Genomic DNA, 25,322 nt, shown 5'->3' with positions numbered 1-25,322 from the left:
TAGCGCGGCCCCGAAGGGGTGAGCGAAGCGAATAACCTGGGACGCAGTCCCTGGTGAGAGTCCGCCGAAAACGAAAAAGCCCCGGTATGAACCGAGGCTTTAAATTTGGCTCCGCGACCTGGACTCGAACCAGGGACCCAATGATTAACAGTCATTTGCTCTACCGACTGAGCTATCGCGGAACAACGGCGCGTATGTTACTGATTAAAAAAGAGAAGTCAACACTTTGCAGTGACTTCTAGGTGGCCAGGATTCGGGGCGTTCAGCGTTGGTGTCGTGGGAAGGGGCTTTAGTCGCGACAGATCGCGGCTACGACTGCATGGATGCAGGAGGTAGAGTGACGCAGGACGCCAAAGCCGAAAGCCGCTCCTACGGTTGCGTTGTTGTGCGGCGCATAAAAAACGCCGGCTTCGAGCCGGCGTTTATGTTTATCGCAGAGGCTTACAGCACGGCATGAATCGCGCGGGTGACGCTGTCCAGGTTGCCTTTGTTCAGCGCGGCGACGCAGATGCGGCCGGTGCCGACGGCGTAGATGCCGAACTCGTTCTTCAGCCGCTCGACCTGCTCCACGGTGAGGCCGGAGTAGGAGAACATGCCGCGTTGCTCGGCGACGAAGCCGAAGTCGCGCTTGGCGCCCAGGGCGGCCAGTTGCTCGACCATGGCCAGGCGCATGCCGCGGATGCGCTCACGCATTTCGCCCAGCTCGGCCTCCCACATGGCGCGCAGCTCGGGGCTGTTGAGCACGCTGGCGACCACGGTGGCGCCGTGGGTCGGCGGGTTGGAGTAGTTGGTGCGGATCACGCGCTTGAGCTGCGACAGTACGCGCCCGGCTTCTTCCTGGCTGCTGGTGACGATGGACAGCGCGCCGACGCGCTCGCCGTACAGCGAGAAGGACTTGGAGAAGGAGCTGGAAACGAAGAACTCCAGGCCGGATTCGGCGAACAGGCGTACCGCTTCGGCGTCCTGTTCGATGCCGTCGCCGAAGCCCTGGTAGGCGATGTCGAGGAAGGGCACGTGCTCGCGCTCGCGCAGCACTTCCAGCACGGCCTTCCAGTCGTCCAGCTGCAGGTCGACGCCGGTGGGGTTGTGGCAGCAGGCGTGCAGCACGACGATGGAGCGCGCCGGCAGGTTGCGCAGGTCTTCGAGCAGGCCGCCGCGGTTGACGCCGTTGCTGAAGGCGTCGTAGTAGCGGTAGTTCTGCACCGGGAAGCCGGCGGATTCGAACAGCGCGCGGTGGTTTTCCCAGCTCGGGTCGCTGATGGCTACGACCGAGTCGGGCAGCAGGCGCTTGAGGAAGTCGGCGCCGATCTTCAGCGCGCCGGTGCCGCCGAGGGCCTGGGTGGTGATCACGCGGCCGCCTTCGACCAGGGCGGAATTGGCGCCGAACAGCAGTTTCTGCACCGCCTGGTCGTAGGCGGCGATGCCTTCGATCGGCAGGTAGCCGCGCGGTGCGTGGGCCTCGATGCGCGCCTTCTCGGCCTCGGCTACGGCGCGAAGCAGCGGAATTCGCCCCTCCTCGTTGTAGTAGACGCCCACGCCGAGGTTGACCTTGGTGGTGCGGGTGTCAGCGTTGAACGCTTCGTTGAGGCCCAGGATGGGATCGCGCGGAGCCATTTCGACGGCGGAGAAGAGACTCATGATGGATGCGGCAGCTCGAAGGTGAGGGTGGGAGGCCAGGCGACCCCGAAAACTCGCGCTAGGGGGTCGCGTAAACGGGGCGCTAGTATAGCGACCCTGAGTCTAGGGGGCGACAGCGCAAACGCCTGAATTAAGGGCTTTCGCCAGGTAATTCGAGCGGGTTTGTCCATCGCCCGCAGTTAGCAGCTTTGACGTAGTCTGTCAGGGCGCGTCACAGCCGTTTGTCGAGGTCAGTCATGACGGAATTTCAACTGGTAACCCGTTTCAAGCCGGCCGGCGATCAGCCGGAGGCGATCCGGCAGATGGTCGAAGGCCTGGAGGCGGGCCTGTCGCACCAGACCCTGCTCGGCGTGACCGGTTCGGGCAAGACCTTTTCCATCGCCAACGTGATCGCTCAGGTGCAGCGCCCGACCCTGGTGCTGGCGCCGAACAAGACCCTGGCCGCGCAGCTGTACGGCGAGTTCAAGGCGTTCTTCCCGCACAATGCGGTGGAGTATTTCGTCTCCTATTACGACTACTACCAGCCGGAAGCCTATGTGCCGTCGTCCGACACCTTCATCGAGAAGGATGCCTCGATCAACGACCATATCGAGCAGATGCGCCTGTCGGCGACCAAGGCGCTGATCGAGCGGCCGGACGTGATAGTGGTCTGCACCGTCTCCTCGATCTACGGCCTGGGCAGCCCCGAGGAGTACCTGAAGATGGTGCTGCACCTCGACCGCGGCGACAAAATGGATCAGCGCGACCTGCTGCGCCGCCTGGCTGAGCTGCAGTACACGCGCAACGACCTGGATTTCGCCCGTGCCAGTTTCCGCGTGCGTGGCGACGTGATCGATGTGTTCCCCGCCGAATCCGAGCTGGAGGCGATCCGCGTCGAGCTGTTCGACGACGAGGTGGAAAGCATCAGCGCCTTCGACCCGCTGACCGGCGAGGTGATCAAGAAGCTGCCGCGCTTCACCTTCTACCCCAAGAGCCACTACGTCACCCCGCGCGAGACGCTGCTCGGCGCGGTGGAGAATATCAAGGTCGAGCTCAAGCAGCGCCTCGACTACCTGCGCGGTGCGGGCAAGCTGGTGGAGGCGCAGCGCCTGGAGCAGCGTACCCGCTTCGACCTGGAGATGATCCTCGAGCTGGGCTACTGCAACGGCATCGAGAACTACTCGCGCTACCTCTCCGGGCGCGGTCCCGGCGAGCCGCCGCCGACCCTGTACGACTACCTGCCGGACGAGGCGCTGCTGGTGATCGACGAGTCCCACGTCTCGGTGCCGCAAGTCGGCGCCATGTACAAGGGCGACCGTTCGCGCAAGGAAACCCTGGTGGAGTACGGCTTCCGCCTGCCGTCGGCGCTGGACAACCGGCCGATGCGCTTCGAGGAGTGGGAGGCCGCCAGCCCGCAGACCATCTTCGTCTCGGCCACGCCAGGGCCCTACGAGGCCGAGCATGCTGGGCGCGTGGTCGAGCAGGTGGTGCGCCCCACCGGTCTGGTCGACCCCGAGGTGGAGGTGCGCCCGGCGCGCACCCAGGTCGACGACCTGCTGTCGGAGATCCGCCTGCGCGTGGCGGTCGAGGAGCGGGTGCTGGTCACCACCCTGACCAAGCGCATGGCCGAGGACCTCACCGACTACCTGGGCGATCACGACGTCAAGGTGCGCTACCTGCACTCGGACATCGATACCGTGGAGCGGGTGGAGATCATCCGCGACCTGCGTCTCGGCGCCTTCGACGTGCTGGTCGGCATCAACCTGCTGCGCGAGGGCCTGGACATGCCCGAGGTGGCGCTGGTGGCGATTCTCGATGCGGACAAGGAGGGCTTCCTGCGCAGCGAGCGTTCGCTGATCCAGACCATCGGCCGCGCCGCGCGCAACCTCAACGGCAAGGCGATCCTCTATGCCGATCGCATCACCGGCTCGATGGAGCGTGCCATCGGTGAGACCGAGCGGCGCCGCGACAAGCAGATCGCCTTCAACGCCGCCCATGGCATCGTGCCCAAGGGGGTGAAGAAGGACGTCCAGGACATTCTCGAAGGCGCCACCGTGCCCGGCGCGCGCAGCAACAAGCGCAAGGGCATGGCCAAGGCGGCGGAGGAGAGCGCTCGTTACGAGAGCGAACTGCGTTCGCCGAGCGAGATCGCCAAGCGCATCCGCCAGCTGGAGGAGAAGATGTACCAGCTGGCCCGCGACCTGGAATTCGAGGCCGCGGCGCAGCTGCGCGACGAGATCCACAAGCTGCGCGAGCGCCTGTTGCAGGTGTAGCCCGGATGCAATCCGGGGCGGATGTTAAGGCGGGAGATTTCCCCGGATTGCATCCGGGCTACGTGAGCCGTTAGCGCCGGCCAAAGATGATCAGCATCACCCCGCCCAGGGTGATCGCGCAGGCCAGCAGCGCCAGCAGGCTCAACTGTTCGCCCAGCAACAGGTAACCCAGCAGCAGCGCCACCACCGGGTTGACGAAGGCGAAGGTGGCCACCAGGCTCGGGCGCACCTCGCGCAGCAGCCAGAAGTAGGCCGGGTACACGCCCAGGCTCACCGGCAGCACCAGGTAGGCCAGCCACAGCCAGGCCTGGCTAGAGGTGGCGGCCAGCTGCAGGCCTCGCCAGTCGCCGTGCCAGAGGCCGAACAGGCCGAGCAGCAGGGCGCCGATCAGCATCTGCAGGCTCAGCCCCAGCCAGCTGGAGCGAAACGCCGGGCGGCCGCGCAGCAGCCACACGCCGCAGGCCCAGATCAGCGTCGCCGCCACCACCAGGGCGCCGGCCAGCCATTGTTCGGCGCTGGCCGCGCTGCCCAGGGCGTTGTTCATCAGCAGCACGATGCCGCCGCAGGCCAGCGCCAGGCCGGCCAGCACCCAGAGCGGCGGGCGTTCGCCGAGCAGCCATTCCAGCGCCACGCTCCACAGCGGCAGGGTAGTGTAGAGCATCGCCAGCATGCCGGTGGGCAGGTACTGGTTGGCGTAGATCAGCGCGCCCTGGCCGACCGCGATCAGCGACAGGCCGCCGATCAGCACGCCGCCCCAGTCGCTGCGCTGCAGGCGCAGTTGCCCGCTCAGCGCCACCCACAGCAGCGCCAGGCCGCCGGCCAGGGCGAAGCGCAGGCAGCCGATGACGAAGGGCGGCAGCTCGCGCAGGAGGAAATGGTTGGCCAGGTAGGTGGTGCCCCAGCCGATGTAGATGGTGGCGAAGGCACCGATCAGCAGCAGGGCGCGGGAGGTTCTGAGCATGCAATACCGCAACGAAAAAACGCGCCGCAGTGGGCGCGTATGGTCAGTGGGCGGCGCCACCTGTGGCGCCGGCCGGCAGGCGGCGGGTCAGCAGCATGGCGAGCATGCTCAGGCCCAGGGCGATGCCGATGAAATGAAAGGCGTCATTGTAGGCCATGATCGCCGCCTGCTGGTGGGCGATTTCGCTGAGCTTGGCCAGCGCCGCCTGCTCGCTGCCGAGCGTCTGGGTCAGCAGTTGCAGGCGTTCGTCCAGCTGCGTATTGGTCGGCACCAGGGCTTCGCGCAGGTAGTCGAAATAGACCTTGGCGCGGGCATCCAGCAGGGTCGCGAGCAGGGCGATGCCGATGGCGCCGCCGAGGTTGCGCAGGATGTTGAACAGGCTCGAGGCCGAGCCGGCGTCCTGTGGCAGCACGTAGGCGGTGGCGATCAGCGACAGGGTCACCATCACCAGCGGCTGGCCGAGCGCGCGGATGAGCTGGATGTGCTGGAACTGTTCGCCGGCGAAGTTCGGCTCGAGCACGCCCGAGGCGAAACTGGCCGCACCGAACAGGGCGAAGCCCAGGGCGCACAGCCATTTCGGCGAGATGAATGTCATCAGCTTGGGCACCAGCGGAATCAGCAGCAGCTGCGGCAGGCCCATCCACATGATCACCTCGCCGATCTGCAGCGCGTTGTAGCCCTGGATCTGCGCCAGGTACAGCGGCAGCACGTAGATCGAACCGTACAGGCCCACGCCCAGGCCGAGACTGGCGATGCTGGCCAGGGCGAAGTTGCGCTCGCGCAGCACGCCGAGGTTGATCAGCGGGTTGGGTTTCGACAACTGCAGGATGACGAACAGCGCCAGGCTGATCAGGGCGATGCTGCCCAGGCCCTGGATCAGGCTCGACTCCAGCCAGTCCTTGCGGTGGCCTTCCTCGAGAAACACCTGCAGGCAGCCCAGGCCCAGGCCGAGGGTGAGGATCCCGGCGTAGTCGGTGGTGCGCAGCAGCGGCCAGTGCGGCGCCTTCTTCTCCAGGCCGTAGAGCAGCCCGGCGATCATCAGCAGGCCCGGCGGCACGTTGATGTAGAAGATGTACTGCCAGCCCCAGTTCTCGGTCAGCCAGCCGCCCAGTGTGGGGCCGATGGACGGGGCGAAGGTGGCGGTGATGGCGAACAGCGCCATGCCCTTGGCGCGGTGGTGCTCCGGCAGCTTGATCAGGGTCAGGGTGAAGGCCAGCGGGATCAGTGCGCCGCCGGTGAAGCCCTGCAGGGCGCGGAAGACGATCATGCTCTCCAGGTTCCAGGCCATCGAGCACAGCAGCGAGGAGGCGAGAAAGCCGAGCGACACCCACAGCGCCAGGCGCCGCGCCGAGAGCAGCTGCACCAGCCAGGCGGTCAGCGGAATCATGATGATCTCGGCGACCAGGTAGGAGGTGGAGATCCACGAGCCTTCCTCGAGGGTGGCAGCCAGCGCGCCCTGGATGTCCTTGAGCGAGGCGTTGGTGATCTGGATATCCAGCACCGCCATGAAGGCGCCGAGCATGGCGCTCATCACCGCGATCCAGTCGCGCCGGCTGGGCTCCGCCGTCGGGCGCAGCAGGGCATCAGCCGCCATGCTGGGCGTCGTCGCGGATGTCGACATGCACCTCGACCGACATGCCGGGGCGGATCAGCCCCTGCAGCGGGTGGTCGGCGGCGAAGGTCAGCTTGACCGGGATGCGCTGCACCACCTTGGTGAAGTTGCCGGTGGCGTTGTCCGGCGGCAGCAGGCTGAACTGCGCGCCGGAGGCGGCGAACAGGCTGTCGATGCGGCCCTCGATGGGGGTGTCGGGGTAGCTGTCGAACACCAGCTCGGCGCGCTGGCCGGGGCGCATGCGGCCGATCTGGGTTTCCTTGAAGTTGGCCTGCACCCAGATGTCGCGATCCGGCACCAGCGACAGCAGGTAGCTGCCGCTCTGCACCACCTGGCCTTCGCGCGCCGCACGCTGGCCGACGAAGCCGCCGATGGGCGCGTGGATCCGGGTGCGGGCGAGATCCAGCTCGGCCTGCTCCAGGTCGGCGCGGGCGGCGAGGATCAGCGCGTCGAGGCGTTTCACCTCGGCCTCCAGCGCCGCGGTCTGCTGGCGCTGCGCCTGCAGGTCGGCGGTGGCCTTGGCCCGCTGCGAGCGCGCCACGCGCTGGTCGGCGGCCAGGGTGGTGACCCGCTCCTCGGAGACGTAGCCGGGCTTGCGCAGGGCCTGGGCACGGCCGAGATCGAGCTGGGCGCGTTCCAGGGTGGCCTGGCTGGCGGCCACTTCAGCCTGGCTGGCGGCGATCAGGCTGCTCTGCTGCGCCAGCTTGCTGCGTGCCTGGTCGAGTTGCGCCTGGTAGTTGGCCAGGGCGGCGCGGGCGCGCTGGCGGGCCAGGCGGAAATCGCTGTCCTCCAGCACCGCCAGCAGCGCGCCGGCCTCGACGTGCTGGTTGTCGCGCACCAGCACCCGCTCGATGCGCGCGTTCAGCTGGCTCGATACCCGGGTGATCTCGCCCTGCACGTAGGCGTTGTCGGTGCTCTGCAGGTGGCGGCCGACCAGCAGCCAGTGGCCGAACAGGGCGGCGGCCAACAGGCCGAGCAGGGTGGTGAAGAGCAGGAGGCGGCGTTGCAGGGGAGCGGGCATGCGAGGCTCGGCTTGGCTGAAAAGTGTAAGCAAATTTAACGATGTTCAGTTTTCGCTAGTAGCCGGTAGACTTGGCAAACTTTGTTGCTTGTGGGGAACAATCATGGGGCTGGACGACGCGCTGATCTTCACCCGCGTGGTGGAGTGCCACAGCTTCACCCAGGCGGCCAGCAGCCTGGGCATGCAGAAATCCACGGTGAGTCGGCGCATCGCCCTGCTTGAGGAGCGCCTCGGCGTGCGCCTGCTCAACCGCACCACGCGCAAGCTGCGCCTGACCGAGGTGGGCCAGGCCTACTACGAGCGTTGCCGGCAGATCATGCTCGACTTCGCCGAGGCCGAGCAGGCGGTGATGCAGCTGCAGCGCGAGCCCTCGGGGCTGCTGCGGATCAGCGCGCCGATCGAGTTCGGCCAGCTGTTTCTCGGCCGCGTGCTCGGCGAGTTCATGCGCCAGTACCCGCAGATCAGCGCCGAGGTGGAACTCAGCTCGCGCCTGGTCGATCCGCTGGAGGAGGGCGTGGACATCGCCATCCAGGTCGGCCAGCCGCAGGACTCCACGCTGATCGCGCGCAAGCTGTTCGAGAGCGGCCGGCGCCTGTGCGCCAGCCCGGCCTACCTGGCGGCGCACGGCACACCGCGCAGCGTCGCCGAGCTGGAGGGTCATCGCGCCATCCTCCTGCAGCACGACGCGCCGCGTTACTGGCCGCTGCTCGGCGAGAGCGTGCCCTGCCAGCGGGTGCTGACCTGCAACAACATCACCTTCGCCCGCGAGGCGGCGCTGGCCGGCGCCGGCATCGCCGGCCTGCCGCTGATGATCAGCGACGAGGCGGTGCGCGCCGGTCGTCTGGTCGAGCTGCTGAGCCAGGCGCGCCTGCCGCTGGGCGAGGTCTATGCGGTCTATCCTTCGCGGCGGTTCCAGGCGATGAAGGTCAAGGCCTTCCTCGATTTCCTCATGGCCAGCCTGCCGCTCAGCGGCGGTGGCCTGCTGGAGCCCGGCGCCCCCGGCCTGTTAACATCGCCGGCTTGATTGAACCCACGCTTCGACTGTCCGAGAGCCTTCATGACCACCGTTCGTACCCGTATCGCGCCATCGCCGACCGGCGATCCCCACGTCGGCACCGCCTATATCGCGCTGTTCAACCTGTGCTTCGCCCGTCAGCACGGCGGTCAGTTCATCCTGCGCATCGAGGACACCGATCAGCTGCGCTCGACCCGCGAGTCCGAACAGCAGATCTTCGACGCCCTGCGCTGGCTGGGCATCGAGTGGGACGAGGGCCCGGACGTCGGCGGCCCGCACGGCCCGTACCGGCAGAGCGAGCGCGGCGCGATCTACAAGCAGTACTCGGACGAGCTGGTCGGCAAAGGCCATGCCTTCCCCTGCTTCTGCAGCGCCGAGCGCCTCGACGAGGTACGCGCGCAGCAGATGGCCAACAAGGAAACCCCGCGCTACGACGGTCACTGCATGCACCTCGATCCGGCCGAGGCGCAGCGCCGCATCGCCGCCGGCGAGTCGCACGTGGTGCGCATGAAGGTGCCGAGCGAGGGCGTCTGCGTGGTGCCGGACATGCTGCGTGGCGACGTCGAGATTCCCTGGGATCGCATGGACATGCAGGTGCTGATGAAGGCCGATGGCCTGCCCACCTACTTCCTGGCCAACGTGGTCGACGACCACCTGATGGGCATCACCCACGTGTTGCGCGGCGAGGAATGGCTGCCGTCGGCGCCCAAGCTGATCAAGCTCTACGAATACTTCGGCTGGGAGCAACCGGCGCTGTGCTATATGCCGCTGCTCAGAAATCCCGACAAGAGCAAGCTGTCCAAGCGCAAGAACCCCACCAGCATCACCTTCTACGAACGCATGGGCTACCTGCCGCAGGCCATGCTCAACTACCTCGGCCGCATGGGCTGGTCGATGCCGGACGAGCGCGAGAAGTTCTCCCTGAACGAGATGATCGAGCACTTCGACATCAACCGCGTGTCGCTGGGCGGGCCGATCTTCGACCTGGAAAAACTCTCCTGGCTCAACGGCCAGTGGCTGCGCGAGCTGCCGGTGGAGACCTTCGCCGCCGAAGTGCAGAAGTGGGCGCTCAATCCCGAGTACCTGATGCAGATTGCGCCGCACGTGCAGGGCAGGGTGGAAACCTTCAGCCAGATCGCGCCCTTGGCCGGCTTCTTCTTCTCCGGCGGCCTGAACCTGGACGCCAAGCTGTTCGAGCACAAGAAGCTCTCGCCCGACCAGGTGCGCCAGCTGATGCAGCTGATCCTGTGGAAGCTCGAAGCCCTGCGCCAGTGGGAGAAGGAGCGCATCACCGGCTGCATCCAGGCGGTGGTCGAGCACCTGGAGCTGAAGCTGCGCGACGCCATGCCGCTGATGTTCGCCGCCATCACCGGCCAGGCCAGCTCGGTGTCGGTGCTCGATGCCATGGAAATCCTCGGTCCGGACCTGACCCGCTTCCGTCTGCGCCAGGCGCTGGAGCTGCTCGGCGGTACTTCGAAGAAGGAAGCCAAGGAGTGGGAGAAGCTGCTGGCGAGCATCGCCTGAGCTGGGGTGTGCCGCGCGCACCGCGGCACTCTCGGTTGTGGTGGTGCGCACGGCGCACCCTACGGGACGTCGCGCGACCCTAAGTAGTTGTTCTATTGGCAAAAACTTTTGGCTGGCAGGAAAAATGTTGTTGACAGCCATTCGGGGCGCTCTTAACATGCGCCCCGTCCTCGAGATGGGGCTATAGCTCAGCTGGGAGAGCGCTTGCATGGCATGCAAGAGGTCAACGGTTCGATCCCGTTTAGCTCCACCAATCTCGACTCCTCCGGGAGTGCCAGAATCGGTGTAGATCGATTCACGATCAGGGTCTTGCGTCCCCTTCGTCTAGTGGCCTAGGACACCGCCCTTTCACGGCGGTAACAGGGGTTCGAGTCCCCTAGGGGACGCCACTTATTCCAGCCGCAACGCTCAGGCGTTGCAGCCAGACCGCAAGGTTTCGGGGCTATAGCTCAGCTGGGAGAGCGCTTGCATGGCATGCAAGAGGTCAACGGTTCGATCCCGTTTAGCTCCACCAAACACCGACAAGGCCAGCCAGGTGCTGGCCTTGTCGTTCGAAGGTTACGTCCCCTTCGTCTAGTGGCCTAGGACACCGCCCTTTCACGGCGGTAACAGGGGTTCGAGTCCCCTAGGGGACGCCATTTTCCAGTCGCAGCGCGCAAGCGTTGCGAGCCGACCGCAAGGTTTCGGGGCTATAGCTCAGCTGGGAGAGCGCTTGCATGGCATGCAAGAGGTCAACGGTTCGATCCCGTTTAGCTCCACCAATCACACGCAAGGCCAGCCTAGTGCTGGCCTTGTCGTTCGAAGGTTCCGTCCCCTTCGTCTAGTGGCCTAGGACACCGCCCTTTCACGGCGGTAACAGGGGTTCGAGTCCCCTAGGGGACGCCATTTTCCTTTCCGCATTTGCGGGTTTCGAGGGTTGCTTCTCCGGAGGCAGCCCTTTTTTGTGTTCGCCCTCCCTGGTGGCCGCCCTGCGGGCCGCCACTCCTCTGGGCCGCCCTGCGGGCCGTGCTTGCGGTGCTGGAACTCCCAGGCTTTTCCCGTTCCCGACTGTTTTCGCGCGTTTTGCCGACCAATGGCATGTCCCCAGGCTTGCGCTTGAATATGATGGTCGTAATATTGTGTCCATCATGTCAAGGGGCCATCATGAGCGAGCGCAAGAGCAGAACCCGTGAACGCATTCTCGCCGCCGCCGGGCGCGTGCTGGCCGAGCGCGGCCCGGGCGATCCGGCGGTGGCCGAAGTGATGGCCGCGGCGGGGCTGACGGTGGGCGGTTTCTATGCCCATTTCGCCAGCAAGGAGGCGCTGATGCTGGAGGCTTTCCGTCAGTTGCTCGGGCGGCGCCGGGCGCGCCTCGCCGAGATCGACGCCAGCCTCGGCGGGCGCGAGCGGCGCGTGCTGTTAGCGGCCTTCTACTTGTCGCGCAAGCACCGCGATGCGCAGGACGAGCGTTGCCCCTTGCCCAGTTCGCTGGGCGAGATCGAGCGCTTGCCCGAGGGCTTTCGGCAGGCGCTGGCCGAGCATGTCGAGCTGATGACGGCCTTGATGAGCGAGACGCCGGAGGAGGCCGACGCAGCGTTGGCCGATCTGGCGCTGATGGTGGGCGGTCTGGCGGTGGCGCGGGCATTGGGCCCGGGCGAGTTGTCCGACCGGGTGTTGCGGGCCGCCAAGGCGGCGGTGAACTGAGGAGAAGCCAGATGAAACAGATGACCTGGGTACGTGGCGTCAATGCGACGCTGGGATGGGTGGCTCCGCAATTGCTGGCGAGCCGCCTGCGCGAACGCTTCATGACCCCGCGCAACCTGCCGCCGCGCGACTGGGAGTTGCCGCTGCTGGCCAGCGCCGAGCGCATCACCCTGCGTTTCGGCCTGTCGGCGTTGCGCTGGGGTAGCGGGCCGGCGGTGCTGCTGATGCACGGCTGGGAAGGGCGGCCGACCCAGTTCGCCGTGCTGATCCGCGGTCTGGTCGACGCCGGCTATGCCGTGGTGGCGCTGGATGGCCCGGCCCATGGCCATTCGCCGGGGCAGGAGGCCAACGTGGTGCTGTTCGCCCGCGCGCTGTTGGAGGCGGCCAGCGAACTGCCGCCGCTGCACGCGGTGATCGGTCATTCCATGGGCGGTGCCAGCGCCCTGCTGGCGACGCAGATGGGCCTGCGCAGCGCGGCGCTGGTCAGCATCGCCGCGCCGAGCCGGATTCTCACCGTGCTGCGCGGTTTCGCCCGGTACATGGGGCTGCCGGCGGTGGCGCGCTCGCGCTTTATCCGTCTGGTGGAGGAGAAGGCCGGCATGCCGGCGGCGCATCTCGATGTGCAGCGCTATCAACTGGAGCTGCCGGGGCTGATCGTGCATGCCGAGGACGATCCGCTGGTGCCGGTGAGCGAGGCCGAGCTGATCCACCGGGCCTGGTTCGACAGTCAGCTATTGCGCCTGCCAGCGGGCGGTCATCAGCGACTGCTTGGCGATCCGCGGCTGCTGCAGGCGGTGCTCGCGCTGCTGAGCGAGGTGCGTCAGGCGCCGTCGAGGGCGCTGGCCTCGTAGCCGACCACGCGGTTGCGCCCGCCGGCCTTGGCCCGGTACAGCGCACGGTCGGCCAGGTCCAGCCAGCGTTCGCCGCAGCCGGTGTCGTCGGGGATGCCGGCGTGCAGGCCGATGCTCAGGCTCAGGGCAATGGACTGGTCCTGGTACGGGCAGGGCTGGCGGGCCAGGTCGTCGCGCAGTTGCTCGGCCAGGTCGAGGGCGCCGGCCAGGTCGGTGTTGTCGAGCAGGGCGACGAACTCCTCGCCGCCGAAGCGCGCCAGCAGGTCGCTGCTGCGCAGGCGCTGCTGAATGCGCTGGGCCGCATGGCGCAGGCAGGCGTCGCCGGCGAGGTGGCCATGGCGGTCGTTGACCTGCTTGAAGTGATCCAAGTCGAGCATGAGGATGGCCAGCGGCTGCCGGCTGCGTTCGGCGCGGGCGCAGGCGCGTTCCAGTTCCTCGCTCAGGGTCTGGCGGTTGAACAGCCCGGTCAGGCCGTCGCGGCGATTCAGCTCGGCCAGGCGCAGGTTGGCGTTGGACAGCTGTTGCAGGGTTTCCTGCAGCGCCGCGGTGCGCTCCTGCACGCGCTGCTCCAGGCCGTCGCTGATCTGCGTCTGCAGCTGCAGACGAGTGGCCTGTTCGTGGCGCAGCTGGCGCTCCTGGGCGATCAGCCGGGCCTGGGCCTGGCGTTCGGCGTTCTGCGCCTGGCGGATGCGCGCGGCCAGAGCCACGGAGAACACCGTCATCTCGATCAGGCCGCCGATCTGCTGGGCGTGCAGGGTCAGCAGCGAGTAGGGCAACAGGCCGGTGCCGGTGAGGATGCTGGCCAGGCTGGCGGCGATCAGCACGCACCAGCCCAGGGCGAACAGGCGGGCGGCGGCGTAGCCGGCGCGCCAGCGCAGCAGGGTGATGACGAAGGCGATCGGGGCGCAGGCCGCCACCAGGGCGAAGCTGCCGATCAGCGCGACCTGGTAGGGGCCGACCAGAGCCAGGCCGATCACTGCCAGGCAGCAGGCCAGTAGCGCGGCGACCACCCAGCGGTACAGCGGCGAGCCGTTGTTCAGCTCGAGCACGCTGTAGGTGAAGAAGATGCCGAACAGGGTGGCCAGCGCCGAGCTGAGCGGGAAGCTCAGCTGGTGCCAGGCCAGGGCCTGGGGCCACAGCCACTGCAGGGCGAAGCCGAGCTGGATGAACTGGTAGAGGCTGAAGCTGGCGACGAACAGGCTGTACCAGAGGTAGCTGCGGTCGCGGGTGATGCAGAAGATCGACAGGTTGTAGATCAGCATCGCCGTCAGGGCGCCGAAGAACAGTCCCTGCAGCAGCAGGCTGCGTTGCTCCAGGTGGTCGAAGGCTTCGCGGGTCATCAGGCTGGCGCTGAGGTTGGCCGAGCCGTCGGTCTGCATGCGCAGCCACAGCCGGCGCGTTTCGCCGGGCGCCAGGTCCAGCGGCAGGGCCAGCTGGCGGTGTTCGATCCAGCGCCAGGCGAAGGGGCGCTGGTCGCCGGCGCGGTACACCCGGTCTTCATCCAGGCCGTAGGCGTCCAGTTGGTCCAGCAGCGGGTTGCCCACCAGCAGTATCCAGCCGAGCGAGCGCGCATGCGGGTTGTGCAGATCCAGACGCAGCCAGTAGGCGCTGCCGCCGTAGCCGAAGCTGGCGTCGCGGCGGCCGACCACCTGCCACGCCGAGTCGGGCAGGGCGCGCACCTGGGTGAAGTCGGCCAGGCCCTGCGGGTCTTGCCAGACCTGCATGTACGGGCCGGGCAGCACGCGGGCCTGGCCGCTCGGCAGCGGCAGGCTGTCCGCCCAGCCCAGGGCGGGTAGCAGGAGCAGCATCAGCAGGCGCAGGACGGCAGTCAATTGCTCGATTCTCGGGCTCGCGGGCGAGGTTGACGCATTATGGCGTGCTGGCATGACGCTATGAAAGCTCGGCGCTGCAGCGAGCGGGTAGGCGGCGTATCATTCGGGGCTTGGATGGCGTGACGGCGGGTGGCGATGCCGCTGCCCAGCGCGACAGGATTCGGGAGAGCAACGATGAAACTGTGGATGGACGAGATGCCGTGTCTGGCCGCTGCCGGCGGCCCCTGCGGCCCGATCGGCGGCGCGGAGGTACGAGCATGAGCTGGGACCTGCCCACCCCCTTCGTCATCGACCTGCAGGTGGCGGCCGAGGACATCGACGGCCTCGGCCATGCCAACAATGCGGTCTACGTCAGCTGGCTGGAGCGCTGCGCCTGGCGTCATTCGCAGTTCCTCGGCCTGGATCTGGCCGAGTATCGCCGGCTGGATCGCGCCATGGCGGTGCTGCGTCACGAGATCGACTACCTGGCCAGCGCCTACGAAGGCCAGCAGCTGCAGATGGCCACCTGGATCGTCGAGTCCGACCAGCGCCTGAAGATGGATCGGCGTTTCCAGCTGCTGCGCCCCGAGGATGGCGTGACTCTGCTGCGGGCCAAGACCACCTTCGTCTGCATCGAGCTGTCCAGCGGGCGGCCCAAGCGCATGCCGGCGGAGTTCGTCGAGGGCTACGGCCAGGCGCTGCTGGAGCGCTATCCGCTGGAGCTGTAGCACCGCGCTAGTTGAGCAGCGGGGCGAGGAACGCCTGGCCCGGCTCGACTATCACGGCGAATTGGCGGGTCTCGCCCGAGCCGAGCAGCACCGACTGCGCCGGCCCCGGCCCGCGCCCGGCGCAGTAGCCGGCCGGGGAAATGGCCACGGCGAGGCTCAGCTCGCCGCTGGGCAGATCGAGGCTGGTGCGCTCGCCCGGGCCCAGTTTCGCCACCACCTGCCGATTGACGTAGAGCTCCACGTCGCAGGCATTCGGCGCGTTGTTGTCGCGGCTGAAGATCAGCCGCCCCGGGCCGTCTGGCGCCGGGTTCGGCGGTACCACCTGCACGCCCCGCGGCAGGGCGTCGGCAGCCTGGGCGAGGCTGCCGACCAGGCACAAGGCCAGTAGCGAGTGACGTAGCATGCTGGATCTCCTTTGCGTTTCCTGCAGTGTGGACCATCTTGCGCCGCGCGCGCGGCGCCTTAAACTGTGCGCCCGTTTTCTCCGGACACTCCCATGCAAATCGCCCTGGCACCCATGGAGGGGCTGGTCGACGAGATCCTGCGCGACGTGCTGACCCGTATCGGCGGCATCGACTGGTGCGTCACCGAGTTCATTCGCGTCAGCGAGCGCCTGCTGCCGGCTGCCACCTACCGCAAGCTCGCCCCCGAGCTGTTCGCCGGCGCCCGCACCCGCGCCGGCACGCCGATGCGCGTGCAGTTTCTCGGCTCCGACCCGCAGTGCCTGGCCGACAACGCGGCCTTCGCCTGCACCCTCGGCGCACCGGTGATCGACCTGAATTTCGGCTGCCCGGCCAAGACGGTGAACAAGTCGCGCGGCGGCGCGGTATTGCTCAAGGAGCCGGAGCTGCTCCACACCATCGTCCGCGAGGTACGGCGCACGGTGCCGGCGGCCATCCCGGTGACGGCGAAGATGCGCCTGGGCTTCACCGACAAGGAGGGCGCCCTGGACTGCGCGCGCGCCCTGGCCGAGGGCGGCGCCAGCCAGATCGTGGTGCACGCGCGGACCAAGGTCGAAGGCTACAAGCCGCCGGCGCACTGGGAGTGGGTGGCGCGGGTGCAGGAGGCGGTGGCGGTGCCGGTATTCGCCAACGGCGAGGTGTGGACGCTGGACGACTGGCGGCGCTGCCGCGAGATCAGCGGGGTGGACGACATCATGTTGGGGCGCGGGCTGGTGTCGCGCCCCGGTCTGGCCCGGCAGATCGCCGCGGTACGGGCCGGCGAGCAGCCGCAGGAGATGAGCTGGGACGAGCTGCAGCCGCTGCTGCTGGACTTCTGGCAGCAGGCCCGGCGCAAGCTGGCGCCGCGCTATGCGCCTGGGCGCCTGAAGCAGTGGCTGGCCATGCTCACGCGCAGCTATCCGGAGGCGGTGGCGCTGTTCGCCGAGGTACGCCGCGAGCAGGATTGCGCGCGCATCGATCGGTTGCTCGGCGCGGCGACGGAGCCGGCCTAGGGGCACCGCGCCTGCGTGACGAGCAATTTGCGCGAAGCGCGCTGCGCATGGCGCACCCCAGGGGATCGGCGTGGCGCCCTCGATCTGTAAACGAATTTTTCAGGCGCTTGAAAATTCTCCGGGCGACCTTAGTTAAGGGCTTGCGGGATGCCGAAGTCGGGTTCCGCACTGTGATCCCTTGCTGAATCATTCAGGAGAATTGTCATGAGCAACGTACTGTCCCTGGCCCCCCTGTTCCGCCAGTCCATCGGTTTCGACCGGTTCAACGATCTGTTCGAGTCCGCCCTGCGCAGCAACGACGGCGGCAGCTCCTATCCGCCCTACAACGTCGAGAAGCATGGCGAGGACCACTACCGTATCGTGGTCGCGGCCGCCGGTTTCCAGGACGAGGATCTCGAGCTGCAGGTCGAGCGCGGCGTATTGACCGTCAGTGGCGGCAAGCGCGAGCGCGGCGCGGAGAACGTCAGTTACCTGTATCAGGGCATCGCCCAGCGCGCGTTCAAGCTGTCCTTCCGCCTGGCCGACCACATCGAGGTCAAGGGCGCCAACCTGGTCAACGGCCTGCTCAACATCGAGCTGGAGCGCATCGTGCCGGAAGAGGCCAAGGCCAAGCGCATCCCCATCGGCAATCAGCGTCCGGCGCTGGAAAGCTGAACCGCGGCCGAGCCCCGCTGAAGAAGGCGCCCACCCGGGCGCCTTCTTCGTTTCTGCGCCATGTCGGTCGCGAGCGCTGCCGGGCTAAGGCTGTCGGGCCGGCCCTCGGCCGAGCAGGGCGCGGAAGGCTTCCTGCGGCAGCGGCTTGCTGAACAGGTAGCCCTGGTACAGGTGGCAACCCTGGCGCTGCAGGAAATCCAGTTGCTCCTGCTGCTCGACTCCCTCGGCGATCAGCGCCAGGCCCAGGCTGCGCGCCATGGCGACGATGGCGCGGATGATCTCGGCGTCGTTGGGGTCGTGGGTGGCGTCGCGGACGAACGACTGGTCGATCTTCAGCATGTCCACCGGCAGGCGCTTGAGGTAGGTCAGCGAGCTGTAGCCGGTGCCGAAGTCGTCCATGGCGAAGCTGACGCCGTGCTTCTTCAGGCGCAGCATCTTGCCCACGGTGTCGTCGATGTTCTGGATGACGATGCCTTCGGTGATCTCCAGCTTGAGCATGGCGTTGGGTAGCTGGCTGTCGCGCAGGCAGCCGGCCACGCGCTCGACGAAGTCGTGCTGACGGAACTGCCGCGGGCTGATGTTGACGCACAGGCTGAAGCGCTCGGCATCGATCAGGCCGTCGGCCAGCAGGCGGGCGCAGAGGTGGCAGGCCTCGGCCAGCACCCAGCCGCCGACTTCGAGGATCAGCCCGCTTTCCTCCAGCACCTGGATGAACTGCGCCGGCGACTGCGCCCCGAGCTGCGGGTGCTGCCAGCGCAGCAGGGCTTCGGCGCCGACCACCTGGCCGTCGCGGGCATCGACCTGCGGCTGAAAGTGCAGCTCGAACTCGCCGCGGGCCAGGGCCAGGCGCAGATCGTTCTCCAGGCGCAGACGGGCGCTGGCGGCCTCCTGCATGGTGCTGCGAAACAGCTGGATGGCGTTGCGACCGGAGTCCTTGGCGCGGTACAGGGCGATGTCGGCGCGCTTGAGCAGGTCGGCCGGGGTGTCGCCGTGATCGGGAATCAGGGCGACGCCGATGCTCGGCGTGACCTGCAGCTGGTGGCCGTCCAGCAGCATCGGCTCGGCCAGCAGGCGGCGCAGCTTCTCCGCCACCTGGCGCACCTGGCGGGTGACTTCCGAGCGCTTGCCCTCCAGGCCGGAGAGCAGCACCACGAACTCGTCGCCGCCCAGGCGCGCCACGGTGTCTTCCAGGCGCACGCTGGCTTCCAGGCGCGCGGTGACCAGGCGCAGCACGGCATCGCCGACCGGGTGGCCGAGCGAGTCGTTGATGTGCTTGAAGTGGTCGAGGTCGATGAACAGCAGTGCGCCGCGCAGCTCGTGGCGCTTGAGCAGGGCGATCTGCTGGGTCAGGCGATCCATCAGCAGGGCGCGATTGGGCAGGTTGGTCAGGGCGTCGTGGTAGGCCAGATGCTGCACCTGCGCCTGCGCCAGCTTCAGTTCGCTGATGTCGCGTGCGGTCAGTAGCAGGCAGGCGACGCCGTTGAGCTCAATGGGTTGCACCGAGACCTCGACCAGGCGCACGCCGCCGTCGCGGTGCTGACCGTGCATCTCCATGTGCAGCACCTGGCCATTCTGCGCCAGGTGTTCGAGCATCTGCAGGCGTTCCTCGGGGTAGGCCCAGACGCTCAGCTCGAAGGCGGTGCGGCCGACCACCTCGTCCGGGGTGTAGCCGGTGAGGCGGGTGAAGCCCTCGTTGACCTCGATGTAGCGCGCGGTGTCGCGCTCGGTGATGGTGATGGCGTCCGGGCTGGAGTGGAAGGCCTTGGCGAATTTCTCCTCGGAGGCGCGCAGGCGCTGCTCGCGCAGTACCCGCTCGCTGATGTCGACCAGGGTGCCGACCATGCGCAGCGGCTGGCCGCCCGCGTCGCGGTGCAGTTTGGCGGTGCTTTCCAGGTAGTGCAGCGCGCCGTTGGGGTGGCGCACCCGGTAGGTCACCTGATAATTGGCGCTGCGCCCCTCGCGCAGGGCGACGTAGGCCAGACGCATGGCCTGGCGGTCTTCCAGCGGCACGCAGCGGAAGAACTCGCGAAAGTCGTCGTCGAAGGGGCAGGCGTCGAGGCCGTGCAGGGCGGCGGCGCGGGCGCTGCCGAACAGGCGGTTGCTGGGGATGTGCCAGTCCCAGGTACCCAGGTCGGCCGACTCCAGCGCCAGCTTGAGGCGCTCCTGGCTTTCCTGCAGGGCCAGCTCCTGGGCGCGCTGGGCGGTGATGTTGCGCACCGTCAGCACCAGACAGCGCTGGCCGTCGAGCTCGATCTCGCCGCCGAACAGCAGGTTGATGCTGGCGCTGCCGTCGCGGCTGAACAGACGTACTTCGAGGTTGTTCAGGCGCCCGGCCTGCAGGGCGTCGAGCATGCGCTGGCGGTCACCGGGGTCGGCCCAGATGCCCAGCTCCAGCGAGGTGCGGCCGAGCGCCTCGGCGCTGCTCCAGCCGAACTGCTGCTCGAAGCTGGGGTTGACCTCGATAAAGCGGCCAGTCGCCCGATCGGTAATCGCCACGGCGTCGGGGGTGTGCATGAAGGCCTTGGCGAACTTTTCCTCGCTGTTGCGCAGGGCGGTTTCGGCGCGCATGCGTTCGCTGGTGTCGAGGAAGGTGCAGAGCAGCAAGCGTTCGCCCTGCAGCTCGATGTACTGACTCGACAGCACGCCGTCGAGGATGCGCCCGGCGCGGGTGCGCAGCTGCACTTCCTGGATCAGCGGCTCGCGGCTCAGCGGCGCCTGCCGGCGCAGGTAATCGCGCTGCTCGGCATGCACCCAGAGGTCGAGGTCGAGGGTGCTGCGGCCGAGAATCTCCGCGGCGGGCCAGCCAAAGGCGTGGGTGAAGTGCTGGTTGGTCTCGAGGATCTCGCTGGTGTCATAGCGCACCAGCAGCATGATGTCCGGGCTGAGGCGGAACAGGCTGGCGAAGCGTTCTTCCGAGGCACGCAGGGCCTCGGCGCGCGCCTGTTGCGAGCTGATGTCGCGGATCACGCCGAACATGCGCCGGCGGCCGTCGGCATCGCGCGACAGGCTGCCGCTGATCTCCAGCCAGTGCAGGCTGCCGTCCGGCCAGCGGATGCGGTGGCGCAGGGCGCGGCCCCCGTCGTCGCCGGCGAGGATGGCGTGGAATTGCTGCAGCACCGCGCCGCGTTCTTCCTCGGGAATCAGCTCGATGTAGTCGACGCTGCGGGTCAGCGGGCGGGCGGGGTCGAGGCCGAACAGCGCCTGGGCGCCGCGCGACCAGTTGACCCGGCCGCTGTCGATATCCCAGAACCAGGCGCCCAGCTGCGCGCCGTTCAGCGCCGCCAGCAGGCGTGGGGCGTCCTGCCAGGTCTGTTCGAATTCGGCGGGGTCCATCGCCGGGATATGCGGTAGGGGCGGGGTCTGGTCAGTGGATCTGGCCATGGCCGGGCCATCCTCCAGTGGGCGTGATGCGCGTGACGGACGTTCGGGTCATGCGTGTGCCTTTTTTATCGTTATGCCGCCACGTTAGCCGCAGCTTGGCCAGCTATGCAAGGCTGTGGCTGTCGCGCTGGGCGTCGAGCAGGGCCATGAAGGCTTTCGCAGCGTTCGACAGGGTGCGCTCGGTGTGCAGGATGTAGCCGAGCTGGCGCGACAGCTGGATGCCCGGCAGGGCCAGCGGCACCACCTGGTCGTCGAGCATGGTGCGCGGCAACACGCTCCAGGCCAGGCCGATGGAGACCATCATCTTGATGGTCTCCAGGTAGTTGGTGCTCATGGCGATGTTCGGTGTCAGGCCCTGGGCCTCGAACAGGCGCTGCACGATATGGTGGGTGAAGGTGTTGCCGCCGGGGAACACCGCCGGGTGCCGCGCCACGTCCGGCAGGCCGATGGCGGCGCTGCGCGCCAGCGGGTGTTCGGGGGCGGCGACGAAATCCAGCGGATCGTTCCACACCGGCACCGCGCGCACCGGTTCGCGGGTTTCCGGGGCCAGGGTGATCACCGCCAGTTCGGCGCGGCCGTGGAGGATCTCCTCGTAGGCCACTTCGGAGTCGAGGAACTGGATATCCAGCGCCACCTGCGGATGGGCACGGGTGAAGGCGCGCAACAGGGCGGGGAGGCGGTGCAGGCCGATATGGTGGCTGGTGGCCAGGGTCAGGCGGCCGCTGACCTCGCCGGCCAGGTTGGTCAGCGCGCGGCGGGTGTCGTCCAGCACGTTGAGGATCTGGTAGGCGCGCGGCAGCAGGGCGCGTCCTGCCTCGGTCAGGCCGATCTCGCGGCCGAGGCGGTCGAACAGGCGTACGCCAAGCTGTTGCTCGAGGCCGGCAATGCGTTTGCTCACCGCCGGCTGGGTCAGGTGCAGGCGCTCGCCGGCTTCGGAAAAACTGCCGGTTTCGGCGATGGCGAGAAAGGCGTTGAGGTTGGCCAGATCCATAGAAACAGCTCCAAACGGTGGGCCGCGAACGGCAAGCCGAGCCGCTGGGTCTTGGCTGGCGGCCTGTCGCTTGAAGCTTGCGGCTTTTGGGGATTCCTTTGTGGAATCCTTGGGATAAAAAATATGAATTTGAGTTATTCGTCCCGGGATCATAGCATTCTCCCCATAAGCCGCAGGGCCATTTGCCCGGGCATAGAAAGGGCACCTCCAAAAACGTAGGCGAGGCAGTCAGCGCAAGGCGCAACGACCTCCGGGAGTAACAGCCGCAGGCTGGCCCGAAGGGTGAGCGCCAGCGAATCAAACAGGCGAAGAAGCGGCGTTTACGAGTTGTAAATGAGCATTCTGATCGGACTCGCGCACGAGCCTGTTTTTAACGCGGCGATGACAACGCAGGTAGTTTTTGGAGGTGCCCGCAAGACGCTGATGAGGGATAGCTGATGGCCGGCAAAACGCTCTACGACAAGCTTTGGGAAATGCACGAGGTCAAGCGCCGCGACGACGGCTCTTCCTTGATCTACATCGACCGCCACATTCTCCACGAAGTGACCTCGCCACAGGCCTTCGAGGGTCTGCGCCTGGCCGGGCGCAAGCCGTGGCGCATCGACGCCAACATCGCCACCCCGGACCACAACGTGCCGACCACCCAGGCCGAGCGCCGGGGCGGCCTCGAAGCCATCGCCGACGAAGTCTCGCGTATCCAGGTGCAGACCCTGGACGAGAACTGCGACGACTTCGGCATCCTCGAGTTCAAGATGAACGACGTGCGTCAGGGCATCGTCCACGTGGTCGGCCCGGAGCAGGGCGCCACCTTGCCGGGCATGACCGTGGTCTGCGGCGACTCGCACACCTCCACCCATGGCGCCTTTGGCGCGCTGGCCCACGGCATCGGCACCTCCGAGGTCGAGCACGTGCTCGCCACCCAGTGCCTGGTGGCCAAGAAGATGAAGAACATGCAGGTGCGCGTCGAAGGCAAATTGCCGTTCGGCGTCACCGCCAAGGACATCGTTCTGGCGGTGATCGGCAAGATCGGCACCGCTGGCGGCAACGGTCATGCCCTGGAGTTCGCCGGCAGCGCGATCCGCGACCTGTCCCTGGAAGGGCGCATGACCATCTGCAACATGTCCATCGAAGCCGGTGCCCGCGTCGGCCTGGTGGCGGTGGACGAGAAGACCATCGCCTACGTCGAGGGTCGTCCGTTCGCGCCCAAGGGCGCCGACTGGGACAAGGCCGTGGCGCAGTGGCGAACCCTGGTCTCCGACGATGACGCGGTGTTCGATACCCTGGTCGAGCTGCGCGCGGAAGAGATCAAGCCGCAGGTCTCCTGGGGCACCTCGCCGGAAATGGTCCTGGCCGTCGACCAGAAGGTGCCGGATCCGGCCGTCGAGAGCGACCCGGTGAAGAAGGACTCGATCACCCGCGCCCTGAAATATATGGGCCTGACCGCAAACCAGGCGATCACCGATATCCAGCTCGATCGTGTGTTCATCGGCTCCTGCACCAACTCGCGCATCGAAGACCTGCGTGCCGCCGCCGAGGTGGCCAAGGGCCGCAAGGTCGCCGCCACCGTCAAGCAGGCGCTGGTGGTGCCGGGCTCCGGCCTGGTCAAGGCACAGGCCGAGGCCGAGGGGCTGGACAAGATCTTTATCGAGGCCGGTTTCGAATGGCGCGAGCCGGGCTGCTCCATGTGCCTGGCGATGAATCCGGACAAGCTGGGCAGCGGCGAGCATTGCGCGTCCACCTCCAACCGCAACTTCGAGGGCCGCCAGGGCGCCGGTGGGCGTACCCACCTGGTCAGCCCGGCCATGGCCGCCGCCGCCGCGGTGACCGGCCGCTTTATCGACGTGCGCGAATTGATCCAGGCCTGAGGAATAGAGAGATGAAAGCCTTTACCCAACACACCGGCCTGGTCGCTCCTTTGGATCGTGCCAATGTCGATACCGACCAGATCATTCCCAAGCAGTTCTTGAAGTCGATCAAGCGCACCGGCTTCGGCCCCAACCTGTTCGACGAGTGGCGCTACCTGGATGTCGGCCAGCCGAACCAGGACAACTCCAAGCGCCCGATCAACAAGGATTTCGTGCTCAATTTTCCGCGCTACCAGGGCGCCAGCGTGCTGCTGGCCCGCGAGAACTTCGGCTGCGGCTCGAGCCGCGAGCACGCGCCTTGGGCGCTGGAGGAATATGGTTTCCGCGCGATCATTGCGCCGAGCTTCGCCGATATCTTCTTCAACAACAGCTTCAAGAACGGCCTGCTGCCGATCATCCTCAAGGAGGATGAGGTCGATGCGCTGTTCCAGCAGTGCGAAGCCAGCGAGGGCTACCAGCTGACCGTCGACCTGGCGGCGCAGACCGTGACCCGCCCCGATGGCGTGCAGTACGCCTTCGAAGTCGATGCCTTCCGCAAGCACTGCCTGCTCAACGGCCTGGACGACATCGGCCTGACCCTGCAGGATCAGGAGGCGATCAGGGCCTTCGAAGCCAAACACCAGCAGAGGAGCCCCTGGCTGTTCGGCGCGATCAAGTAATGCATGAAGGTAGGGTGGATGGCGCTTTATCCATCCACCGTGCTGGGTTTCGGTGGATGAAAACAGCGTCATCCACCCTACGGATAGATTGAGGAATGCAATGAGCAAGCAGATTCTGGTTCTCCCCGGCGACGGTATCGGCCCGGAAATCATGGCCGAAGCGGTCAAGGTGCTGAACCTGGCCAACGACAAGTACGCCCTGGGTTTCGAGCTGAGCTTCGATGACCTGGGCGGCGCCGCCATCGACCGCTACGGCGTGCCGCTGGCCGACGAGACCCTGGCGCGCGCCAAGGCGGCCGATGCTGTGCTGCTCGGCGCCGTCGGTGGGCCGAAGTGGGACACCATCGATCCGGCCATCCGCCCGGAGCGCGGCCTGCTGAAGATCCGTTCGCAACTGGGCCTGTTCGGCAACCTGCGTCCGGCCATCCTCTACCCGCAACTGGCCGAGGCCTCCAGCCTCAAGCCTGAGGTTGTGGCAGGGTTGGATATCCTCATCGTGCGTGAGCTGACCGGCGGCATCTACTTCGGCCAGCCGCGCGAGAGCAAGGTGCTGGAAAGCGGCGAGCGCATGGCGTATGACACCCTGCCGTACAGCGAGAGCGAGATCCGCCGCATCGCCAAGGTCGGTTTCGACATGGCCATGGTGCGTAACAAGAAGCTGTGCTCGGTGGACAAGGCCAACGTGCTGGCCTCCAGCCAGCTGTGGCGTGCGGTGGTCGAGGAAGTGGCCAAGGATTACCCGGACGTCGAGCTCTCCCACATGTACGTGGATAACGCCGCCATGCAGCTGGTGCGTGCGCCCAAGCAGTTCGACGTGATGGTCACCGACAACATGTTTGGTGACATTTTGTCCGATGAGGCTTCGATGCTCACCGGCTCCATCGGCATGCTGCCGTCGGCATCCCTGGATGCCAACAACAAGGGCATGTACGAGCCGTGCCACGGCTCTGCGCCGGACATCGCCGGCAAGGGCATCGCCAACCCGCTGGCCACCATTCTCTCGGTGTCCATGATGCTGCGTTACAGCTTCGGCCAGGCCGCTGCCGCCGACGCCATCGAAAAAGCCGTGAGCCTGGTGCTGGATCAGGGCCTGCGCACGGGGGACATCTGGTCCGAAGGCAAGACCCGCGTCGGTACCTCGGCCATGGGTGATGCGGTAGTCGAAGCGCTGCGTAGTCTGTAATCTTCCAGTCCCGCCGGGGTGGTTCCGGCGGGCTGCTTAT

General features: G+C 67.0%; 19 protein-coding genes and 7 tRNA genes. 17 read left to right on the top strand and 9 right to left on the bottom strand.

Features of this window, described 5'->3' with window-relative positions:
- Window positions 1-106 precede the first annotated feature (106 nt).
- Together ACIGFL_RS08380 and ACIGFL_RS08375 are read right to left on the bottom strand one after the other, a co-directional pair.
- A tRNA-Asn gene (locus tag ACIGFL_RS08380) sits at window positions 107-182 on the bottom strand.
- Between the two features lie 259 nt (window positions 183-441).
- Window positions 442-1,638 carry an amino acid aminotransferase gene (locus ACIGFL_RS08375; protein WP_397496841.1) on the bottom strand — a complete coding sequence of 399 codons (1,197 nt, stop codon included), beginning with the start codon at window positions 1,636-1,638 and terminating at the stop codon, window positions 442-444.
- A 236-nt stretch (window positions 1,639-1,874) separates the two neighbouring features.
- On the opposite strand from ACIGFL_RS08375, the gene uvrB reads away from it, so the two are divergent.
- Window positions 1,875-3,890: an excinuclease ABC subunit UvrB gene (gene uvrB / locus ACIGFL_RS08370; RefSeq protein ID WP_122108489.1), complete on the top strand. Its 2,016-nt coding sequence runs from the start codon at window positions 1,875-1,877 to the stop codon at window positions 3,888-3,890.
- Window positions 3,891-3,960: 70 nt separating this feature from the next.
- On the opposite strand, the gene ACIGFL_RS08365 is transcribed toward uvrB, so the two are convergent.
- The 3 genes from ACIGFL_RS08365 to ACIGFL_RS08355 are packed head-to-tail and all read right to left on the bottom strand — an operon-like array spanning window position 3,961 to window position 7,484.
- Window positions 3,961-4,851, bottom strand: coding sequence for an EamA family transporter (locus ACIGFL_RS08365; protein WP_397496840.1), 891 nt, complete (start codon window positions 4,849-4,851; stop codon window positions 3,961-3,963).
- A 43-nt stretch (window positions 4,852-4,894) separates the two neighbouring features.
- Entirely contained in the window at window positions 4,895-6,385 is a 1,491-nt protein-coding gene (locus ACIGFL_RS08360; protein WP_397497103.1) for an MDR family MFS transporter, read from the bottom strand.
- Between the two features lie 49 nt (window positions 6,386-6,434).
- Window positions 6,435-7,484, bottom strand: a complete 1,050-nt coding sequence (locus ACIGFL_RS08355; RefSeq protein WP_397496839.1) for an HlyD family secretion protein — start codon at window positions 7,482-7,484, stop codon at window positions 6,435-6,437.
- Window positions 7,485-7,587: 103 nt separating this feature from the next.
- Here ACIGFL_RS08355 and ACIGFL_RS08350 point away from each other — a divergent pair, with 103 nt between their 5' ends.
- From ACIGFL_RS08350 to ACIGFL_RS08305, 10 genes are all read left to right on the top strand, one after another.
- Window positions 7,588-8,508, top strand: coding sequence for a LysR family transcriptional regulator (locus ACIGFL_RS08350; protein ID WP_122108485.1), 921 nt, complete (start codon window positions 7,588-7,590; stop codon window positions 8,506-8,508).
- Between the two features lie 33 nt (window positions 8,509-8,541).
- A complete protein-coding gene (gene gltX, locus ACIGFL_RS08345) occupies window positions 8,542-10,023 on the top strand; it encodes a glutamate--tRNA ligase (RefSeq protein WP_122108484.1) in 1,482 nt (493 codons plus the stop codon).
- 177 nt (window positions 10,024-10,200) lie between these two features.
- A tRNA-Ala gene (locus ACIGFL_RS08340) sits at window positions 10,201-10,276 on the top strand.
- 60 nt (window positions 10,277-10,336) lie between these two features.
- Window positions 10,337-10,412: transfer RNA gene (locus ACIGFL_RS08335), tRNA-Glu, on the top strand.
- Window positions 10,413-10,461: 49 nt separating this feature from the next.
- Window positions 10,462-10,537: transfer RNA gene (locus tag ACIGFL_RS08330), tRNA-Ala, on the top strand.
- Between the two features lie 48 nt (window positions 10,538-10,585).
- Window positions 10,586-10,661: transfer RNA gene (locus tag ACIGFL_RS08325), tRNA-Glu, on the top strand.
- Between the two features lie 47 nt (window positions 10,662-10,708).
- Window positions 10,709-10,784 (top strand) — tRNA-Ala (locus ACIGFL_RS08320).
- A 48-nt stretch (window positions 10,785-10,832) separates the two neighbouring features.
- Window positions 10,833-10,908, top strand: a tRNA-Glu gene (locus ACIGFL_RS08315).
- Window positions 10,909-11,166: 258 nt separating this feature from the next.
- Window positions 11,167-11,706 carry a TetR/AcrR family transcriptional regulator gene (locus ACIGFL_RS08310; RefSeq protein WP_397488467.1) on the top strand — a complete coding sequence of 180 codons (540 nt, stop codon included), beginning with the start codon at window positions 11,167-11,169 and terminating at the stop codon, window positions 11,704-11,706.
- An 11-nt stretch (window positions 11,707-11,717) separates the two neighbouring features.
- Complete coding sequence (locus tag ACIGFL_RS08305; protein WP_397496838.1) at window positions 11,718-12,557, top strand: alpha/beta hydrolase family protein; 840 nt, start codon at window positions 11,718-11,720, stop codon at window positions 12,555-12,557.
- Here ACIGFL_RS08305 and ACIGFL_RS08300 read toward each other — a convergent pair.
- The gene (locus ACIGFL_RS08300) at window positions 12,527-14,443 is read right to left on the bottom strand and encodes a diguanylate cyclase (protein ID WP_397496837.1); all 1,917 of its coding nucleotides are present in this window, start codon (window positions 14,441-14,443) and stop codon (window positions 12,527-12,529) included. The genes ACIGFL_RS08305 and ACIGFL_RS08300 overlap by 31 nt on opposite strands.
- Before the next feature lie 203 nt (window positions 14,444-14,646).
- On the opposite strand from ACIGFL_RS08300, the gene ACIGFL_RS08295 reads away from it, so the two are divergent.
- Window positions 14,647-15,096, top strand: a complete 450-nt coding sequence (locus tag ACIGFL_RS08295) for a thioesterase family protein (RefSeq protein WP_021445404.1) — start codon at window positions 14,647-14,649, stop codon at window positions 15,094-15,096.
- Between the two features lie 7 nt (window positions 15,097-15,103).
- On the opposite strand, the gene ACIGFL_RS08290 is transcribed toward ACIGFL_RS08295, so the two are convergent.
- A complete protein-coding gene (locus tag ACIGFL_RS08290) occupies window positions 15,104-15,499 on the bottom strand; it encodes a hypothetical protein (protein WP_397496836.1) in 396 nt (131 codons plus the stop codon).
- A 93-nt stretch (window positions 15,500-15,592) separates the two neighbouring features.
- Here ACIGFL_RS08290 and ACIGFL_RS08285 point away from each other — a divergent pair, with 93 nt between their 5' ends.
- Both ACIGFL_RS08285 and ACIGFL_RS08280 read left to right on the top strand, forming a co-directional pair.
- The gene (locus ACIGFL_RS08285) at window positions 15,593-16,549 is read left to right on the top strand and encodes a tRNA dihydrouridine synthase (RefSeq protein WP_397496835.1); all 957 of its coding nucleotides are present in this window, start codon (window positions 15,593-15,595) and stop codon (window positions 16,547-16,549) included.
- A 204-nt stretch (window positions 16,550-16,753) separates the two neighbouring features.
- Window positions 16,754-17,203, top strand: a complete 450-nt coding sequence (locus ACIGFL_RS08280) for an Hsp20 family protein (RefSeq protein ID WP_021445401.1) — start codon at window positions 16,754-16,756, stop codon at window positions 17,201-17,203.
- A gap of 84 nt (window positions 17,204-17,287) precedes the next feature.
- Here ACIGFL_RS08280 and ACIGFL_RS08275 read toward each other — a convergent pair whose 3' ends face one another.
- Window positions 17,288-20,584: an EAL domain-containing protein gene (locus ACIGFL_RS08275; RefSeq protein ID WP_397496834.1), complete on the bottom strand. Its 3,297-nt coding sequence runs from the start codon at window positions 20,582-20,584 to the stop codon at window positions 17,288-17,290.
- A 103-nt stretch (window positions 20,585-20,687) separates the two neighbouring features.
- Window positions 20,688-21,575, bottom strand: coding sequence for a LysR family transcriptional regulator (locus tag ACIGFL_RS08270; protein ID WP_021445399.1), 888 nt, complete (start codon window positions 21,573-21,575; stop codon window positions 20,688-20,690).
- Between the two features lie 437 nt (window positions 21,576-22,012).
- On the opposite strand from ACIGFL_RS08270, the gene leuC reads away from it, so the two are divergent.
- The 3 genes from leuC (at window position 22,013) to leuB (ending at window position 25,282) form a co-directional block, all read left to right on the top strand.
- Window positions 22,013-23,440 (top strand): 3-isopropylmalate dehydratase large subunit, encoded by a 1,428-nt coding sequence (leuC, locus tag ACIGFL_RS08265; RefSeq protein WP_122108477.1) that lies wholly within the window; start codon window positions 22,013-22,015, stop codon window positions 23,438-23,440.
- A gap of 11 nt (window positions 23,441-23,451) precedes the next feature.
- Window positions 23,452-24,099 carry a 3-isopropylmalate dehydratase small subunit gene (gene leuD, locus ACIGFL_RS08260; protein WP_397496833.1) on the top strand — a complete coding sequence of 216 codons (648 nt, stop codon included), beginning with the start codon at window positions 23,452-23,454 and terminating at the stop codon, window positions 24,097-24,099.
- Window positions 24,100-24,199: 100 nt separating this feature from the next.
- The gene (gene leuB / locus ACIGFL_RS08255; RefSeq protein ID WP_397496832.1) at window positions 24,200-25,282 is read left to right on the top strand and encodes a 3-isopropylmalate dehydrogenase; all 1,083 of its coding nucleotides are present in this window, start codon (window positions 24,200-24,202) and stop codon (window positions 25,280-25,282) included.
- Window positions 25,283-25,322: the final 40 nt, after the last annotated feature.

Origin of the sequence: Pseudomonas sp. NPDC077649, assembly GCF_044542855.1 — a bacterium.
Classification (GTDB): Bacteria; Pseudomonadota; Gammaproteobacteria; order Pseudomonadales; family Pseudomonadaceae; genus Aquipseudomonas.
Note: the sequence above shows the minus strand (reverse complement) of the source record. Positions and strands in the feature narration are given on the sequence as shown.